The sequence below is a fragment of the Superficieibacter electus genome, assembly GCF_002915575.1.
Taxonomy (GTDB): Bacteria; Pseudomonadota; Gammaproteobacteria; order Enterobacterales; family Enterobacteriaceae; genus Superficieibacter; species Superficieibacter electus.
On record NZ_PQGD01000008.1, the window covers coordinates 154,567 to 171,034 of the forward strand.

At 46.3% G+C, this 16,468-nt stretch carries 10 protein-coding genes and 4 pseudogenes; 6 read left to right on the top strand and 8 right to left on the bottom strand.

The annotated features are described in order from the left end of the window. Positions 1-62: 62 nt before the first annotated feature. From CHU32_RS11740 to CHU32_RS11755, 5 genes and pseudogenes are all read right to left on the bottom strand, one after another. Positions 63-497, bottom strand: a pseudogene (locus tag CHU32_RS11740) (site-specific integrase); the annotation flags it as partial. A gap of 67 nt (positions 498-564) precedes the next feature. Beyond that, positions 565-915 carry a zincin-like metallopeptidase domain-containing protein gene (locus tag CHU32_RS28570; protein WP_245880213.1) on the bottom strand — a complete coding sequence of 117 codons (351 nt, stop codon included), beginning with the start codon at positions 913-915 and terminating at the stop codon, positions 565-567. A 51-nt stretch (positions 916-966) separates the two neighbouring features. Next, positions 967-1,080: an ArdC-like ssDNA-binding domain-containing protein gene (locus CHU32_RS28575; protein WP_245880216.1), complete on the bottom strand. Its 114-nt coding sequence runs from the start codon at positions 1,078-1,080 to the stop codon at positions 967-969. A 234-nt stretch (positions 1,081-1,314) separates the two neighbouring features. Further along, positions 1,315-1,584, bottom strand: a complete 270-nt coding sequence (locus CHU32_RS11750; protein WP_103675711.1) for a hypothetical protein — start codon at positions 1,582-1,584, stop codon at positions 1,315-1,317. A gap of 294 nt (positions 1,585-1,878) precedes the next feature. After that, positions 1,879-2,734 (bottom strand): annotated as a pseudogene (locus tag CHU32_RS11755) (phosphorothioated DNA-binding restriction endonuclease). Between the two features lie 682 nt (positions 2,735-3,416). Between CHU32_RS11755 and CHU32_RS11760 the strand changes: the two are divergent. Genes CHU32_RS11760 through CHU32_RS11770 form a run of 3 tightly spaced genes read left to right on the top strand, consistent with a single transcriptional unit; the run spans position 3,417 to position 8,498 of the window. Beyond that, positions 3,417-4,778 (top strand): DNA cytosine methyltransferase, encoded by a 1,362-nt coding sequence (locus CHU32_RS11760; RefSeq protein ID WP_103675712.1) that lies wholly within the window; start codon positions 3,417-3,419, stop codon positions 4,776-4,778. 21 nt (positions 4,779-4,799) lie between these two features. Then, a complete protein-coding gene (locus tag CHU32_RS11765) occupies positions 4,800-6,314 on the top strand; it encodes an ATP-binding protein (RefSeq protein WP_176691643.1) in 1,515 nt (504 codons plus the stop codon). Between the two features lie 6 nt (positions 6,315-6,320). Beyond that, on the top strand, positions 6,321-8,498 hold the full coding sequence (locus CHU32_RS11770; RefSeq protein ID WP_103675714.1) for a Z1 domain-containing protein: 2,178 nt from the start codon (positions 6,321-6,323) through the stop codon (positions 8,496-8,498). Positions 8,499-8,776: 278 nt separating this feature from the next. Here the strand turns inward: CHU32_RS11770 and CHU32_RS11775 are convergent. Then, positions 8,777-9,998, bottom strand: a pseudogene (locus CHU32_RS11775) (conjugal transfer protein TraG N-terminal domain-containing protein); the annotation flags it as partial. Positions 9,999-10,373: 375 nt separating this feature from the next. On the opposite strand from CHU32_RS11775, the gene CHU32_RS11780 reads away from it, so the two are divergent. The 3 genes from CHU32_RS11780 (at position 10,374) to CHU32_RS11790 (ending at position 12,682) form a co-directional block, all read left to right on the top strand. Further along, positions 10,374-10,838, top strand: coding sequence for a hypothetical protein (locus tag CHU32_RS11780; RefSeq protein ID WP_103675715.1), 465 nt, complete (start codon positions 10,374-10,376; stop codon positions 10,836-10,838). Between the two features lie 238 nt (positions 10,839-11,076). Continuing rightward, positions 11,077-11,415 carry a helix-turn-helix domain-containing protein gene (locus tag CHU32_RS11785; protein ID WP_103675716.1) on the top strand — a complete coding sequence of 113 codons (339 nt, stop codon included), beginning with the start codon at positions 11,077-11,079 and terminating at the stop codon, positions 11,413-11,415. Beyond that, positions 11,405-12,682 carry a type II toxin-antitoxin system HipA family toxin gene (locus CHU32_RS11790; RefSeq protein WP_103675717.1) on the top strand — a complete coding sequence of 426 codons (1,278 nt, stop codon included), beginning with the start codon at positions 11,405-11,407 and terminating at the stop codon, positions 12,680-12,682. Before CHU32_RS11785 ends, CHU32_RS11790 begins: the two co-directional genes overlap by 11 nt. A 205-nt stretch (positions 12,683-12,887) precedes the next feature. Here the strand turns inward: CHU32_RS11790 and CHU32_RS28580 are convergent. Next, a pseudogene (locus tag CHU32_RS28580) lies at positions 12,888-13,019 on the bottom strand (transcriptional regulator); the annotation flags it as partial. 43 nt (positions 13,020-13,062) lie between these two features. Then, entirely contained in the window at positions 13,063-16,389 is a 3,327-nt protein-coding gene (locus CHU32_RS11800; protein WP_103675718.1) for a DEAD/DEAH box helicase, read from the bottom strand. Positions 16,390-16,468: the final 79 nt, after the last annotated feature.

Sequence of the window (16,468 nt, forward strand, 5' to 3'; positions counted from 1 at the left end):
ATCTCCGGCTCTTTTTATTCATAAAGCCTCGGGCCGGATCTTTTCACTCACTCCCTGTTTTGTCAATCTCTCTCCACGCAACTTCTGAGCATCTCGACATTGTGTTCAATATAGCTGAGCGTCACCTTAATATCGTGGTGGCCGAGTAGTTTCTGCGTGACATACAAATTTTGCTCCGGTTTTTGCATTAATTCTGTGGCAACGGTATGACGGTAGCGGTGCGATAAAAAACGGCTGTGGCAGGCATCGCTGAGCTTGGCAAAGAAATAACTGACCTGATTTTCCGTCATTACTTTGCCCTGCCGTAGCGTCCGCCGACTGAAACGATTGATGTTGAACAACTGATCGTCAGCCCGTATTCCTCTCGTTTCTGCTTTTTCAAGTAGATGCTCCAGCCATGGCCGCAGCAGGGAGGCGATGGGAACCACATGTTCATCATGGATTTTGCTGCCTTCGCTCTGGATAAACAGCTTGTCATGAACCAGATCAATAAATCGCCAAAAGTATGGCTTCCGGCGGTGATGCCGTCCCAGTTCAGCCATAAAGCGTGTCCAGCCGCGTGTGTCAGTTCATGCGGCAGCGTACCGTACCATAGTAATCTTCACGCGAAGTGAACTGCGCAGGATGCGGCATGATGATGCAGTCGCACCGCGGCGAGTAATACGCCAGGTTCTGGCATCGGTGAGTGATCACTACCGCGCTTTGCCAGGCAATCTGCTCAGCGGCGGCGATAGGATCATCAACCATTCCGACAGGTTGTGAGAACGCTTCCGGCAGTCCTTCACATTGCTGAATGTTGAACAGCCGGAACTCGCGTATTAAAGCGTAAGACGTCACTTTGGGGTTACCATCAGCATCAAGAACCGTGTTCCCGTTGCTGTCCACTACCTCGCGCTGCTGGGGCAGATAAAGCACGGCCAGTGTAGATCGTTCGCCTTTGCGGATGTTACCGCCCGCATTGCGAATTTATGTGAAGGTCAGCCAGCGATCGCTTTCATATCCCTGCCGCTCAGCGCTGTTCCAGAGCAGAGGAATATTGATGCCGTGATAAAACCGTCCGGACAGGGCATTCATCGGCATCACCAGTTCCCCTTCCCGCCACGGGCGAACCTAGGGGATCACGCCTTTCTCCAGCGCGGCGATAATTTCATCGGTGACTTTCTGGGAAAGATCGTTGCTTCTATTCATAAGCGTAACTTCATGATAAAGAAGCCGGGTACAGCGCTCTCGGTCGGGAGTCACCCGGCACAGGGAGTTACCCGGCACAGGGAGTAAAGGATACTGAGGGAATCAGCTGGTATGAAGGGCAGTAACCTACAGGTGGTTACCTTCAAGCGTTAAGCGCAGCGGCGTCATCAGCGGTACATTGCTGCTGCCGTCAGAGGGCAAACAGTACAGACCGAAATTAATGCTCTTACGGTCTGGGCCCGCACTTTTGAATGTCAGCATGGTGGCGACAATCAGGTTTTCGAGACGGTCGTCTTCCTGAGAGGGATCGGGTGGAAAACTGGCTACCTTTTCCCAGGCTTCAGATGAGACAGACAACGATAAGGATTTTGCTTCAGTGCAAGATGAAGTAGGCATAGTATTTCTCCAGTGATGAAAGCAGAGAAACACCGCCCGGCAGGGAGGGATTCCCTGCATGGTGGGGCAGAGGATGTATCAGGCGCTAAGCGCTGTCCGCGAGGATGATACGGAGCGGACGAAAAGGCGAGTCTCACCGGGAAGGAGGCAACCTGAAGGCTCTGGTTGCGGGTTGAACTTCGTACAGATTAATACGGGATTAATAATAATCAAGAGCTAGTCTGGTGTGTGATTTATCCTCTTTAGGGGATAAAGCATATTGGGCACTCGATGATACCTGCGAAGCTCACGATCTCAGGCTTTGAAGATCAGCTTACGATGCCAGCCGACATATTGTTCAGTGGGCCACAGTGATGTGTCATGAGGAAGATGCAACTGCTGGCCGTTCCGTTGCCAGAACAGGTTATCCACCCACCGGGCTACGGCTGACGCCGCCAGAGATGTGGATAGTCAGATTCTCATCCAGCCCGAATGCGCCCATATCAAAAGCATCATGGTGCAGCGAACAGAGCGCCAGACCGTTGTTTACCACACACGGCCCGCCATAGGTTTTCCAGTGGATATGGGCTGCTTGAATACCAACCAGCGCACCATCCAGCCGGAGGTCGTAACCACAGAAAGCACATCGGGAGTGGTAAGCCCGGAGCACGATATCTCTGAAGCGCGGATCACGGTTCTTTGAGCGGTCAATAAAATCCAAGCCTAGTTGATTCGCGAGGATCCTCTGAATACTTTCGGGGAAGCGATCTATCAGGATCTGCTGGGCCAACTGGTCGATTACTTCAGGGTGTGCAAGTAACTGTTGATAAGCGGTTTCATCAAAGCCACCCGCTACTTGGTTATCAATCAGCTCTTTCTTGGTCGGTTGGGTGTTGCCTTTACGGGGTTTACAACCTTCTGCATTGGCAATTTCCCAAAAGCCGTCAGTTCTGAGTCGCCAGAAAGGCATATTGGGATAGTCAGTGCGCCGCTTGGGACCAAACTCTTTTAGCAGACGAGTTAGTGGTTCGTGGATCTCCAGAGCGTAGTTGAACAGGCGCGGGTGGCCTGCTTTGTACTGCGACAGCACATACAACAGCAACAACGGCTTATGCGGAGCGCATACATCACCCTGACGCCATACAGAGAAGTTAGAGATAGCCGATCGCAGTGTTTCGAGTTATGTCATAGGAATGAACCGGGTAACAGGCTGATGTTATTGCGATCATGCTCGCAAAAGCGGTGAAATTCAATTGCTGCACGTCATGTTCATGAGAGAGGAATTGACCCTTTGTACTGATAACTCAGAAAGGTAAGTGTACGTAATTTATGGGAATGGCTAATTGTGTATCGTAACATCAGTATAGATAATCGAGTGAGGTATCCTTGCCATTCCTTAGGCTTTTGACGAGAAAGGTAATGGTAAGAGCCTTGGCTCAAGGTGAGAGAAAGCCAATACCACGTTCCTCTGGTAGCGAAGCAGAGAAACACCGCTTAGCAGGGGGGTTGAAGGATTAATCAGGGCTGAACGCTGACAGCTAGGGGCTGTAGGGATGAAAAGACTAGTCCCTCCGGGTAAGAGGATAATCAGAAGGCTCTGGTTATGAATGAATTCAGAGAAACCATTCCTAATGATTTTAAGCTAATGTTGCTAAAAGCGCGTCAGAGCCTGTAGTGAAAACGGGTTAGCTGTTATACAATTCAAAGTATTAGATATTTTACTAGTGAAATTATTTCCAATTTCTTTGATGCTAAAGACAAAGCATCCCTGATATTGTAAATATGTGTTTATATACAGTTGTTGATGTGTTTGAATAAACATCACCTAATTTATGTTTGTAGAGAGTGCTTGAATGGAAAATAAAAAAACGTTTACTTTCATTGACTTGTTTGCTGGTCTGGGAGGTTTTCATTTGGCACTGAAACGATTAGGTGGGGTTTGTCGTTTTGCAGTCGAGTGGAAAGAGCCTCTCCAGAACTTATATGAGGATAATTTTGGTATTCGACCTCTTGGCGATATAACTAAAATACCACTTGATATAATCCCTGATCATGATGTCTTAACAGCTGGGTTTCCATGCCAGCCTTTTTCAAAGGCTGGTGAACAATTAGGGTTCGAGTGTACAAAACAAGGAGGATTATTTTTCAACGTAGTCGAAATTTTAAAGCATAAGAAGCCTAAATTTTTCATTCTTGAAAATGTCCCTAACCTGTTGAAACATGATGATGGAAAAACGTGGATAAAGATCCAACAATTGCTTGGCAAAGATGGACTTGGCTATAATATTGATGCGACAAAACTTTCACCGCATCATTTCGGTATTCCCCAAATTCGTGAACGAATATATATAGTTGGCTCATTGTTGCCGCTTGACGATTTTAAATGGCCCGAAGCTCTGAATATCGAAACCTCGATAGATAGTATTTTGGACAATAATCCGATTGATGCGAAATCACTTTCTCCTCAAGTTATCGATTGTTTAAATGTTTGGAGTAAATTTTTAGAACTCTGTCCTCCTGATATTGAAATTCCTTCCTTCCCATTGTGGTCGATGGAGTGGGGGGCAACCTATCCTTTTGAAAATGAAACTCCTTATGCGAGAAAAATGCGTTTAGGAATTAATGGGTTAAAAGGCTTCAGGGCGAGCCATGGTTGTAAAATTGGCCTTCGAAGAAGTATGGAAGATCGTTGGATGGCATTGCCAAGTCATGCTCGAACAGAAGAATTTGAATTTCCAAAGTGGAAAAAGAATTTTATTAGACAAAATAGAAAGTTTTATAACGATAATAAAAACTGGATAGATGAATGGTTACCCGATATTTTAAGGTTCCCGTCAAGCCTTCAAAAACTTGAATGGAATGTTCATGGTGAAGAGAGGAATATTTGGAACTATGTTCTACAGTTTAGAGCCTCTGGAGTGAGAGTTAAGAGAAGAACCACTGCTCCAAGCTTAATTGCCATGACTGATACCCAAGTCCCAATTATTGCTTGGCAAAGGCGTTATATGACACCTCATGAGTGTGCTAAGCTCCAGTGTCTTGATGAATTAAACAAGCTCCCTGAAAGTCCAACCCAAGCCTTCCAAGCTTTAGGTAATGCGGTCAACTCAAAAGTTGTCGAATGGGTAGCCAACGCGTTATTAAGTACCTCACTTGATGAAAGCTATAACAATCATTTGAATTTTTTAGAAGATAGATGCATTTCCTATAATTAAGAGTGCTTTAAGGAGATAATTGTGGCGCTTTCAAAGGTTGATATTCGTCCAGGAGTAAGTATATTAGCCGTTTTGCGGCACCTCAACTATAAACCTTGGTTTGCTTTGGGGGAATTTGTAGACAATGCATTGCAGAGCTTCTTAGCAAAATCGGCAACGAGTTCTTTAAAAAAAGTAACTATAGAAATAAATATAGACTCAACTGAACCTGCCCGAATATCAATTAAAGATGACGCTTTTGGGATTCCTTTAGAGGATTTTCCAAGAGCTTTTAAACCTGCATCAATCCCTCCAGATAATACTGGTCTATCCGAATTTGGTATGGGTATGAAAAGTGCAGCTTGTTGGTTTTCTCCTAAATGGGAGGTTCGTACATCTGTGATTGGTGAACCAATAATAAGAACAGTGTACTTTGATATTGAAAATATGATTGCGGATGAGTCATATGAACTATCAATAAAAGAAACTCAAGGTAGTGAAGAACAACATTTTACGGAGGTTATTTTAAATGATGTTTTTCATGTTCCAGTTAAACGAACTATCCATAAAATAAAAAGCCATCTAGCTAGTATCTATAGATGCTATATTAGGAAGGGGCTTTTAATACTGAAGGTTAATGGGGAGGTATTAAGTTATCAAGATCCCAAAATACTTAACGCCCCCTATTTTAAGGATAAAGAGGGAGAGCCTCTTATTTGGCGAAAAGATATTGACTTTAAGTTTGGTGATAATATTTCCGTAAATGGTTTTGCTGCTATACGTGCTGTGGGTAATACTAGTGAAGCCGGATTCTCGCTTTTCAGACGAGGTAGGGTTATTCAAGGAAGCGCCGATGAAACCTATCGTCCCGCCTATATTTTTGGTAATTCGAATAGTTATAAATATCAGCGTGTGTTTGGCGAGCTATATATTAATGGGGTTGAAGTTAGCCATACAAAAGACGGCTTTAGATGGGGAGAGTTAGAGCAAACTTTTCTAAAATTGTTACGCGATAATTTAGATAGCGATGATATGCCTTTATTACGTCAGGCGGAAGGGCATAGAGTTAGAGGGAATGATAATAGGCTAATATCACTTGTTGGACACGCTGTTGATAGCTCAGTGGATGAACTGAGGAATCATTTGCCGTTGATAATTCCTAGTATACTTGACTCTGCGCTAGTTGATACTCCTGTCGAACATACTGAATATCAGGCTCAGCTAATGAAACGAACTTTTGATATTTCGTTTCGTGATCAGAATTGGTCTGTATGTATTGAAATATCGAACGATGTTTCTAATAGTGAGTGGTTAGCATTGAGTGATACAGGGAGGATAGGTGATACATGTCGACAGTTACATATTCAGATGTCGATGTCTCATCCTCTAATGATTCAGTTCGCTCAAAAGGATGGAGATGTTTCTGAAATTATGTTTCGCGTGGGGGCTGCTCTTGCTATAGCTGAAGTATTGGCTAGGGACTCAGGTGTCAGTAAAGCCGGAACAGTCAGGCGAAACATGAATGATATCTTACGAGATGTATTTTCGAATAGGTAAACATAAATGAGCTTAGAAACTAGAAATGATTTCATTAATAACGGAATGAATTGGTCTCCTGAAAAGGGTAAAGAAACTGAAGCCTTTTTAGAACAGAGTGGTATGCCGGATGGCGCTAAAGAAAAATTACTAGAAGATGCTATTACAATATTATCCCGCGGAGTTTCTCCTGAAATAGAAAATGGGCAAGAAACTGGTCTTATTGTTGGCTATGTGCAAAGTGGCAAGACCATGTCCTTTGAGACTGTTGTTGCGCTTGCAAGGGATAACGGTTTTCATATAGTAATTGTTGTTGCAGGGACATCAAATCCTCTACTTGCACAATCCTCGAGTCGATTAAAAAAAGATTTGGGGCTAAATGATTCAAAACGGGGCCGGAGATGGGTACAACTAGAAAATCCGTCCTCTTATGATACTGCTGGGCAGGTCATCCGTAGTACGTTATCCATATCAAAAGATTCGTCTACTGAGGATATATATAAACAAACAATCCTTATTACTGTCCTTAAAAATCACAAAAGAATCAATAAGTTAGCTGAAATACTTGAAGCTTTAGATTTGAATGGAACATCGGTTCTTATTATTGATGATGAGGCAGATCAGGTTAGTCTAAATACTGGAGTTTCTCAGGGAGAAGAGAGTGCAACATATGGTTGCTTAATGAGACTAAGAAAAGCTTTGCCAAATCACACCTATTTACAATATACAGCTACGCCTCAAGCACCTCTTCTTATAAGTATTATAGATTCCTTATCGCCTAATTTTGTGAAAGTATTAGAACCAGGCGATGCTTATGTTGGTGGTCGTGATTTTTTTGGGTCGAACTCTGCATATATTAATATTATTCCACCAAGTGAAGTTCCGACGAAAGATAATCCTTTAAGCCATCCTCCTTCATCATTGCTAGATGCCCTACGTATATTCATGGTTGGAGTAACTGTAGGCATTAGTGAGTCAGGTAATACCGGTAACCGCTCAATGCTTGTGCATCCTTCCCATCTGACTTCTCAGCATAAAGAGTATTATGGCTGGGTTAGAAGTATATTCGATGAATGGCACAGGTGTTTAGCGTTACGTGATGATGATCCGGATAAGATAGATCTCCTAAGCGAATTTAGAGAATCTTATGATCAGTTAAATACAACAGCAGCGCTACCATCATTTGATAAGATTATAAATTCTTTTAGCATTGCATTTAAAAGTACTCAGATAGTTGAAGTTAATGCAAGAACTAATAAAACACCGGCGATAGACTGGCAACATAAATATGGATGGATTTTGGTCGGCGGAATTGCGGTTGACCGAGGATTTACAGTTGAAGGACTGACTGTAACATATATGCCTAGAGGTATTGGTGTCGGTAACGCTGACACTATACAGCAGCGGGCAAGGTTCTTTGGATATAAAAAAAGCTATTTGGGGTTTTGTAGGGTTTATTTAGAACAAAGTACACTTGATGCCTTTAGAAATTATGTTACGCATGAAGAAGATATTAGGAGACAACTTAAGGAAATTGAAGTAAGTAATAAGTCATTAAATTCTTGGAAACGGGCATTCTTATTAGATCTTGATTTGAAACCTTGTAGGGATAGTGTTCTTGCATTTGATTACATGCATACTAAATTTTCTGACAAATGGGTTGTCCCGAAAATAACATATCCTTCAGAAGCTGTAGTCATTGAAAACAAAAATACAGTATCAGAATTTTTGAACCGTCTATCCATGCGTTGTGATGAGGGACATGTAGACCGTACAGAAACTCAGAAACATTATGTTTGTGATAATGTTCTTGTAAGCGATTTGTTCGAAAATTTACTTGTAAAAATAAGAGTTACTGGAAATTCTAATTCTCAGAATAATACGGCTTTATTATTGCATTTAGCAAAGGCAATTGAAAGGGATTCGACAGAGAGTTGTATTGTTTATAGAATGAGTCCAAATGAGAAAAGGGTTCGTAATGTAGATTCTTATTTATTCCAAGGTGCTTATCCTGCAACACACGCTAGACGTGGAGAAATATATCCTGGCGATTCCTCAATTAAAGATAATGAACGAGTGAGTGTTCAAATACATTTTATTGATTTAAAACAAGGCGATAAAATAATTATCAGCAATGTTCCTGTCGTTGCGGTGTGGATACCGAGGCGATTGGCTTGTTCAATTATAATACAACATCAAAGTTAAATTTTATTCTGCTAGGGTAGAGAGAGTTCTCTACCCTTTATATATATTTAACTAAGGTTAATGTGTTGATTGAATATAAAAACAACTTCTAATTTTAGTATGAATTAATCTTTGCTGAGGGGTAACCTTTTAAGTTTTATTCTCCTTGAGTGCATGGTTAATAAATTTCAATATTTTGTTCTAGGTGTGGGTGTTTTGAATTTTATATAACAACTAAGAGTTAATTAATTCAATGTGTCTTTATATTTTCTTAATATATTGTATAAAATTAAGATGTATTAGAACAACCGCCCCCCAGCCTTCCCCCCACTATCTTGCGCCACCTTAACCCCGCCCGCCAGCGCTCCATTCACCGCCACGCCAGCCCTTACCCCAGCCCATGTCATTGCTCCCAGCCAGAACGTTGGCAGCACCAGAAAAATCGACCCCATCACCAGATTAATAATCACGTCATCCTGCGTATTCTGGATTCCGGCCAGATTCCAGCTACTGTGAGTATTGCTGTTGTAGAGCACATCCAGCAGCCAGCTATCTAGCCACCTTGCCAGCTCCCACCAGAACGTCATAAAAAACATCGCGAACTGCACAAACGTCAGCGTCATCACTGCCTTCACGTCCCACGCCGAGCACAGCGTGACCAATGGAATGTAGATCACCAGCGCCATTTGCAGCAACGCCTGCACCATCGGTAGCGCCTGGCGCACGCTGTCAAATGCCGGGAACGCCACGGCGCTGCCGATTATATTTCCGGCAGTGGATGCTAGCCGCGTGGCGGCGTTGGTGAGCGTGCCGTCAACATTGCCGCCATAGCCAAGGTAAACGCGCCCGTCCTATTGCGCTCGCTGACCAGCGAACGCAGCACGGCCTCTTCATAAACGGCCTGGGACTGACCGATCTTTTTAAACGCTGTCCAGATATCCGGAGCCGAGAGTTGCATGAGTCGGGCCTTCAATCCAACGGTGTCGTCGGCCCACCACTGTTTGCAGGTGGGGTAGCAGCCTGAGCCCGTATCGGCCAGCCCGGCGTCTCGTGATGCACTGTACGGCCAGGCGCTATGTGGTGAAAGCGCATGGTCGGTATCGTAGTAACCAGCCGTGTTGAGAAAATAAGGTGCTCCCCCCCAAGCCGTATCGTCACTGGTGTCATCGTCCAGCTCCCCGGCGCGGAATTTCAGACGGGAACGGGAAGGGGAGTAACACTCCTCAACGAAATCCCGCAGTTCCTGAGCCAGAGCTGGATCCTTGATTCGGGGGGGCTGCACCTCAAAGCGGATCTGGCGTAGATCTGGCTGACAGGGCAGGGTAGCCACCGTTGCGCCGGTAATCCCTTTGCTGATCACATGAATAAAGTACCACCAGACCGGAACGGCAGCGGTTTTGCCGCCCAGCAAGTTTATAATCGGCTGATAGCCATTATCGGCGGTTGCGGCACCGACATCCCACATTGCTTCGAGCGCGTGGTGTCATATTTGATGGTATCAAGGTCGATATTCAGCAGCGGCGGCCTTAGGTTTTCGTCCGCGTGTTTACCTGATGACACGCAGACAAATAGCCACTCCCCCAGTTCTGCTCTCCCCCTTCCACATCCCTACTATCCCCCTTGCACTCACCCCTCAATCGCAGTATCGTACCTCCACGCCTGCAAAATCAGGCGTCGGGATTAGCCTCCTGAAATCAGTTACAGGCGATACACGACGCGCCCGCGTCTTTTTTTGTGTCGTGCGTTCGGTCACACGTCAATGGCGGACCGGGCGGGGGCGTCGCAAGACGCGCCGGTTTCCTGTAACGCCGGTAAGGCTAACCCCGTCAGGCTCCGCCACCCGTGAGATTAGCCTCTCCAGTGGCGGAATAATTTACCGTTACAGGAGGCTGCCTTATGGCTACGATCCCCACTCAGACTCACCCGTCACTTTCCGCTTCTTTCGATGCCAGCACGGATTTCACCGTACTCGCTGAGCACTGCGAAAACCTGGCAACTGGATTACTGGAAAACGCCGTTCCTTCGCTGCGCATGGCATTTTGCGGTCGACTTGCCGCATGTCTCGATTTGCTGCGCCCGGGACTGTACGATCCGATCCCGCCGCATCTGCAAGAAAGCCTGACTACCGATACGCTCCCGGAACAGCAACCTGAATTTACGCCGGACCCGGAACTATTATGTGAATACTGTCATGCGTTGACGCAGATCCTGCTGGCGGGCGGCGTCTCTGGGCAGGTGGAAAAGGCATTAACCGGGTTGCTGTATGAGCTGGTGTATTTCTTCAGCGACGGCTTACGCGCGCCGCGCTGGATACGGACACCGGAAGGCGTGAGGTTTATTGAAGACGTGATGAAACATTAATTGTTATCAGCCACTGGCGCGTCGCGTCAGTGGCGTAAAACGGTTATGTCAGTTGCGCCACACCATCGCTGGCATCAAGAACGCGAGACTATTATGTTCCATTAATGGAGCGCAGGGTGCCGTAAAGGTCTGTTTATGGAACAAATCCAAATAGCCATCGAAGTAAATAATTTTGGTTGTTCTATAAAAAGGATATACTCACCTAAGATGCTCTGTTTATGGAACAATGAGGTGTGTAATGGCGAAAACATCCACCCGGACCTATTCCCGCTACAGTCGTGATGCGGCGCGACTGCTGGGGCTGATGATTCGTACTGCGCGTATTGAACGTAAACTGACTGTTGAAGAACTGGCTGAACGTGCAGGTGTATCCCGTGGACTCATTTACCGCGCTGAAGAAGGGGACATGGGATGCGCCATTGGCGCGGTATTTGAACTGGCAACCATTGTTGGTGTTCCACTTTTTACGCCTGACCAGGTATCAATGACGTTACATACCGCGAACGCAGAGAAAACGCTATCACTAATGCCACGCTCGGTGTATCACTCCAAAAAGGTGGTAAACGATGATTTCTGATAACAGTCCCGACCGGGCATATGTATGGATTTGGTTGCCTGGTGCACTTCAACCCGTTGTCGCAGGTGCGCTAACTCGTGATGATGACCGATTCATCTTCAACTATGGGCGCAGTTACCTGCAGCGGAAAGATGCAATCCCTGTCTATGAGCCGGAACTCCCACTAGTCCAGGGCGCGATTTTTCCCGCGGCAGGCCTAAAGCAGGCGAGTGCATTGCGTGATGCTGCTCCGGATGCCTGGGGGCGTCGTGTTATTCTGAACCGGCTGATGGGAGCGCAGGGCAAAGATGCTGACCCTGACAGACTGGACGAACTGACTTATTTGCTTGAGTCTGGCTCAGACAGAATTGGGGGACTCGACTTCCAGCGATCCGCAACGGAATATGTATCGCGTGAGTCCCAAAGCGCATCTCTTGAGGAATTAATGCAGGCAGCATCAATGGTTGAACGTGGTGTGCCGCTAACTCCGGAGCTGGAGCAGGCACTCTTCCACGGTAGTTCATTAGGCGGCGCGCGACCAAAAGCGATGATAGTGTCCGGGAAGCATAAATTTATTGCAAAATTCTCCTCCTCCACAGATACCTATAACGTTGTTAAAACCGAATATATCGCTATGCGGCTGGCTGCCTGTGCCGGGTTAAATGTTGCACCTGTTCTTCTTCGCCATACAGCAGGTAAAGACGTCATACTTATTGAACGCTTTGATCGTATACGACACCATGCAGGATGGCAGCGCCGCCTGATGGTTTCTGCGCTGACCATTTTCGGTCTTGATGAAATGATGGCAAGATATGCGAGTTACGAGGACCTGACGGATATTATTCGCCAGCGCTTTGATGCACCTAAAGAGACATTACGGGAGCTGTTCGGGCGTCTGGTTTTTAATATTATTTGCGGTAATACTGACGACCACGCCAGAAACCATGCAGCATTCTGGGATGGCAAAGAACTGCGCCTGACACCGGCTTATGATATTTGTCCCCAGAGCCGTTCTGGTAATGAAGCAACACAGGCAATGCTGATTATTGGTGAAAACCGAATGAGTAATCTTGCGGTTTGTTTGTCGGCGGCAGCTAAATTTTTGCTGAGTGAAAAGGACGCTATTGACGTTATCACACACTGTATCAGGACGATTCACACGAACTGGGAAGAGGTGTGTCGTGAGGCTTCATTGAGCGAAGTGGATCGTAACTTCTTATGGGGACGAATGTTCCTCAATCCGTTTATTTTTGAGGGTACACCTGAAGCGATTGCACATTTGCGTTGAATTATTCTTATTGCCTGTTAATTGACGATGCGGTCGGCAGTAAATTTTGTTATTCGCCTGCATGGTTTAAATTATATCCTGGATGATAAGCTGGCTGAATTAACGCTTAGCCGGGAAAAGCTTTCTGAGCCGGAAAGCGCAGAGATATTATCGCAGGTTAAAACTACGAAATTGACGCGCGCTGATGGCGGTTAATGGCTAAAACTCACTCCCCCAGCCATCCCATCACCACCTCCGCCAAATCATCCTCTACCGTGTAAAAGTAGCTGGCTGGGACCTTCAGCACCTCCGCCAGTCGACACGCCAGCGCGAAATCAGGCGTATGAATGCCTCGCTCATCCGCTTCCCGTCAACTCAGCGAAATACACCAGGCTCTGTCATTAAAACATCAAATCAGTATTTTCAGGTGTGGTAATCATGTCCGCAGCCCGTTTCTCCGGCAACACTTTCGCCACACTCTCAAAGCCCGGCAAGGTTTGCCATACCGCCGGATCGCCAATCACAAAAATATGTTTTTTCGCCCGCGTCAGCGCCACGTTTAAAAGATTGGGCTTACTGGAAGCCCATTTTGCGCCGCCGTTATCCTGTTCATCACAGCCCAGAACGAAAATAACAATGTCATTCTCTTTGCCCTGAAAAGTATGCACGGTGCCAACACAATTTTTTTGCCATTCATTAATGTCTTTGCGTTTAAGCTGCGGACTGTACTGTTGCCAGACCTTTAAACTGCGGTATGCGAGCTGTTCTGCCAGCGCTGATTTCACGGCTTTAAACGGGGTGATGATGTAAATCGACTGCAGCTCAACCTGTTCTGCCAGCAGGCGATCGAGCAAAGTCAGCAGATCCTGACCATGGCTTTCGCGATACTGTTTTTCGCCCACGCCACCTTTTGAAACCAGCCAGTGATTTTCAATAACGTTATTGACGGAGCGGCTGACAATTTCGTCGGTATTAAAACCATGGATCATGCGGCTGTTGTACGCCATTTTATTTGCCAGACTGAACATCGGCTCAATACAACGGCGGTGAACCCATAGCGGTATGCCAATCCAGATCGGGATATTCATTACCTCTAATTCGCAGCCCCAGTGATTATTGCGGTCAGCCACTTGTTGAACCGACAGCAGTCCCGGGTTCCAGTCTTCAGCATGTTCCTGCAAAACATCTTCACACAGACGTTTTACCAGCGGGGGCGATGTCGTAAATACCGGTTCTATTTGTAGTGGATCGCCAACGATCAGTACGCGCTTAGCGCGCCATATCGCACCGACGGCCTGCTGCGGTGAGGCCTGGCCTGCTTCATCAATCATCAGCCAGCCAATCTCTTCTCCTTTCACGCCGCTCAGCATACGGCCCACGGAGGCAAAAGTGGTGGAGAGTACAGGAACGAACATGGATAGCGTTTGCCATTGACGTAAGGGGGCAGCTTCTGCGTGCGGATTACTCATAAAATCGCTAAGCTGGCGCAGCTTTTTCCCAAATCGTCCAATGCCCATCGCTTCATAAAGCCACGCCTGATGCAGATCCATCGCCGCCATAAATAATCTGGAGCGCTGACGGTTGATCTGTGCATTTTGCCAGAATGCCGTGCGTTGCAGGTCCGGATCGTCGATCGGGCGTTCACGGTCAGGCAGGGTAATCTCCGGAAATTGTTTTTCCAGCGCGGCGAGACGTTGCTTATTTAGCTGCTGCTGTTTTACTACGCCGTCAATCTCTTGCCCGATCGTTTTTATTGTTAACGCGGCTTCAGTACACTGTTTACGCTGGCTGGCGACAGCCTGCGTTTTTTGCGTCATCTGCGCGGTAAGCGTGAGCAGGTGTTGTTGAACTTCCCGCAATGCCTGCTGATGGGCATGCACCTTCTGCCGGTCAAATAAACGGCTAAAGAAGCCCGGTGCTTCGCTTTCCACCATTTTCTGCTGCTGCGTAACATGCTGAACCTGTTTTTCGCCGATTTCTTTTTCCAGCTCCGCCTGCTTTAACTTTTCCGTAAGTTCATCATGCAGTGCCTGCGCTTTTTTGAGTTTTTCCTGAAGGTTCGCAACATTATCGGGTTTTTTAGCCAGTAAATCGGCATACGTGACTAGCTGATTTTGCAGGTCTTGCGTCTGCTTCAGGCACTCAACAAAGCACTGTTTCGCGGCGGAAAACGTAATGGGATCATGGCAGGCTCGCCAGCGCCATAGGCTGAGAAAATTTTCATCGTCAGAGCGGGATGTTTCCGCCGGGGTTTTACGTAAGAAATGCTCATCCATGCATAAGCGTTGGGCAAATTTTTTGCGATTGTCTTTTTTACCCAGCGCCGCTGAAATCAGGCCCCAGCACTGTTTATCCTCATTTAGTGGACTAAACAGATGATAGTTACGCTCTTTCCCTTCGCCATTTTTCCCGCGTTTGATTTCACTTTTGGGGCGCGCTTTAGCGGCTATCTGGTTGGCCACTGGGGCCAGATAATCCAGCAGGCGAAATTCTTTCGCCAGCGATTTTAATTGCGGAAGCTCTTTAGAAATATTTTCTACTGCGGCGTTATTGGAGGAGGCCACAATCATTTCAAAGCCGGTAAGTGAGGGAACGATGAAACCGTCGCTGTCCAGCGTATCGTCCACCTTATTAAAAGCGGAAAGCACTGTCGCGCGTTCAACAATATTATGGGCAATCAGGTCGCGTAATAGCGTGGTTTTTCCGGTTCCCGGTGGGCCATTAACCGACAATATTCCGCCTTCAGAAAGTTCATCAATGGCGGTATTAATCGCGAATTGCTGCATTAATGACATAGGATGTTCGGGCTCAGAAGGCCAGCGACCCAGCGGCATGTTGACGGGGTGTAATTTTTCAATAAGCGCGGGCATGCCGGCCTGAGAATATAAATCCGGTTTTCTTGTTGCGCCCTGCGAGAGGTAAGCGTTAAGCGTATTAGAAGGATGGTTCTGCAACGCGATGATTGCATTTTCAATATCTTCAAAAAAGAAGCTGTTCAGAATAGGAAGTGCCAGACTTTTTTCACTTTCGCTCAGCTCTTCTTCAGCGTCATTGTCGTCTGCCTGAGCGGCCTGTAAATCATTGCCGTTGCTCTCAAACCAGTCAATTTGCAGGGCATATTGCCAGTCCGGCGTAAAGTCAGCCCACGAAACCAGATGCGTCGTTAACAGGGTCAAAATATCGCTGGCGTGTAACACGCCGGGACCGTTTTCTCGCACTGGTTTCAGGGTAGCGCCGAAGTTCTCAAGCTCGTCGGCAAGATACTGGCAATCTGCCTCAAAAACAGCTGAGTGTAGTTTTTCAAAGCGCTGTTTTTGCAGGTGGCCCAGCGCCCAGGGCAGGGAGCTTACGGACAGCTTCTGTATCGCAGGCGCGCCTTCAGCATTGAGCTGCACTTTTGCAAAGCAGGTCGCCCCCTCATGGTTCAGACGCTGTTCACACTCTTCAGCTTCATTTGTGTCTGATTGACCAAATATCTGTGAGCTTATTGCGTCAGCAATATTGTTTTCAAAAATCCCGATATGAACCGTAAAGGACACTTTCGGAGGGATCTCATATTGCTGGCGTAATTCTTCTGAATGCCATGGTAGTAATTTATCACCGTGCTTTATAAGTTTATCCAGTGATATCAGCAGGCTCTTTTCTTTTTTATCAAGCTTATAGGGCTGGAAAAACTCTATTCGTTGCCAGGCGCGCAGGATTTCAGTAGGTAAAGGAATTGTTGACATCTTAGCTCTTTGATTATTATTCGTAATATCACTAAAATGATGAGAATACTCCAGCATATTTAATTTGTGTAGTCATAAT